General features: G+C 65.0%; 3 protein-coding genes. All 3 read left to right on the top strand.

Annotated features, from left to right (window positions below; all coding sequences use genetic code 11):
* The coding region (locus VFL64_RS01650) for a branched-chain amino acid ABC transporter permease (protein ID WP_489538636.1) at positions 1-470 on the top strand (470 nt) is incomplete at its 5' end.
* 147 nt (positions 471-617) lie between these two features.
* Positions 618-1,967, top strand: coding sequence for a dicarboxylate/amino acid:cation symporter (locus VFL64_RS01645; protein ID WP_489538635.1), 1,350 nt, complete (start codon positions 618-620; stop codon positions 1,965-1,967).
* A gap of 11 nt (positions 1,968-1,978) precedes the next feature.
* Positions 1,979-2,224: DUF2164 domain-containing protein (locus VFL64_RS01640; protein WP_489538634.1), on the top strand; the 246-nt coding region annotated here is incomplete at its 3' end.

Below are 2,224 nucleotides of genomic sequence, written 5' to 3'. Positions count from 1 at the left end.
TGTACTACTTCGTGCTGGCGGTCTTCGTCGGCGGCTTCCTGCTCATCTACCGCGTGATTCATTCGCCGTTCGGCAATGTGCTGAAGGCGATCCGGGAGAACGAGCCGCGCGCCATCTCGCTCGGCTACGACGTCGATCGCTACAAGCTGCTGGCCTTCGTGCTGTCTGCCGCGCTGGCCGGGCTGGCGGGGGCGCTCAAGACCCTGGTGCTGGGCTTTGCCACGCTGACCGACGTGCACTGGTCCTTGTCGGGCGAGGTGATCCTGATGACGCTGCTGGGCGGCCTGGGTACGTTTGCCGGCCCGGTGATCGGCGCCTTCACCATCATCGGCTTGCAGAACTTCCTGGCCGACCGCGTGGGCTCGTGGGTGACGGTGATCATCGGCGCGATCTTCGTGGTGTGCGTGCTGGCCTTCCGGCGCGGCTTTGTCGGTGAACTGATCGCCTGGCAGCAACGCAAGCGCTCCTGATCTGCGGTGCCGGCGACGGTGCCCGTCGCACGGCCATGCTCTGAACCTCAACTGAACACCCCGGCGCGATGTGGTTTCTACGCGCGCCGGCCGGTGGCGTGCGTCTCATACTTTTCGGCTTGTGCATCTTCGCGAGGGCAGGCCGCCATGTCCACTCCTACCGCCGCACGCAAGCCGATCTATCAGTCGCTCTACGCACAAGTCATCACGGCCATCGTGATCGGCGTGTTGCTCGGGCACTTCCTGCCCGCCACCGGCGAGGCCATGAAGCCTCTGGGGGACGGCTTCATCAAGCTCATCAAGATGATCATTGCGCCGATCATCTTCTGCACCGTGGTGGTCGGCATCGCCGGCATGGAAGACATGAAGAAGGTCGGCAAGACCGGCGGGCTGGCGCTGCTGTACTTTGAGATCGTCAGCAGCCTGGCGCTGGTGGTCGGCCTGGTGATCGTGAACCTGGTCCAGCCCGGTGCCGGCATGAATGTCGATGCCGCCACGCTCGACACCAAGGCCATCGCCGCCTACGCCGGCCCCGGCAAGATGCAGGGCACGGTCGACTTCCTGCTCAACGTGATCCCGAGCACCGTGGTCGATGCCTTCGCCAAGGGCGAGATCCTGCAGGTGCTGCTGTTCTCGGTGCTGTTCGGCTTTGCGCTGCACAAGTTCGGCGGCCGCGGCACGCTGGTGTTCGACGTGATCGAGAAGACCTCGCACGTGCTGTTCTCCATCGTCGGCATCGTCATGAAGGTGGCCCCCATCGGGGCCTTCGGTGCGATGGCGTTCACCATCGGCAAGTACGGCGTGGGCTCGCTGCTGTCGCTGGGCAAGCTGATGGGCACCTTCTATGTCACCTGCCTGATCTTCATCTTCGTCGTGCTGGGCCTGATCGCGCGCTTGCACGGCTTCTCGGTCTGGAAGTTCATCAAGTACATCAAGGAAGAGCTGTTGATCGTGCTCGGCACCTCGTCGAGCGAGTCGGTGCTGCCGCGCATGATGGCCAAGATGGAGAACCTGGGTGCACGCAAGTCGGTGGTCGGCCTGGTGATCCCCACCGGCTACTCGTTCAACCTCGACGGCACCTCGATCTACCTGACGATGGCGGCGGTGTTCATCGCCCAGGCCACCAACACGCCGATGTCGCTGACGCAGCAGCTCACCCTGCTGGCCGTGCTGCTGCTCACCTCCAAGGGCGCGGCCGGCGTCACCGGCAGCGGCTTCATCGTGCTGGCGGCCACGCTGTCGGCGGTGGGCGGTGTGCCGGTGGCGGGGCTGGCGCTGATCCTCGGCATCGACCGCTTCATGTCGGAAGCGCGGGCGCTGACCAACCTGGTCGGCAACGGCGTGGCCACGATCGTCGTCGCCAAATGGACCGGCGAGCTCGACACCGAGCGGCTGCGCCGCCAACTCGACAACGAGAGCGACGTGGAGGCCGATGCGCCGGAGGTGTTGCTCGACGCGAAAGACGAGCACATGCCGGTGACGCCGCCCGGCGGCTGAAAGGACACAGCATGACCATCGAGATCCCCAGAGAAGCGCGCCAGCAGGCCATTGCCTCCATCGAGCGCTACTTCCAGGAGCACATGGACGAGAAGATCGGCAACATCGCCGCTGGCGTGCTGCTCGGTTTCTTCCTGCAGGAGATCGGCCCGCTGGTCTACAACCAGGCGGTGGCGGCGGTGCAGGAGCGGCTGCAGCAACGTGTCGCGGAGCTCGACATCGAGGTCCACGAGGATGAGTTCCCCTACTGGCGGCAG

The organism is Rhizobacter sp., assembly GCF_035702065.1.
Classification (GTDB): Bacteria; Pseudomonadota; Gammaproteobacteria; order Burkholderiales; family Burkholderiaceae_C; genus Rhizobacter.
Note: the sequence above shows the minus strand (reverse complement) of the source record. Positions and strands in the feature narration are given on the sequence as shown.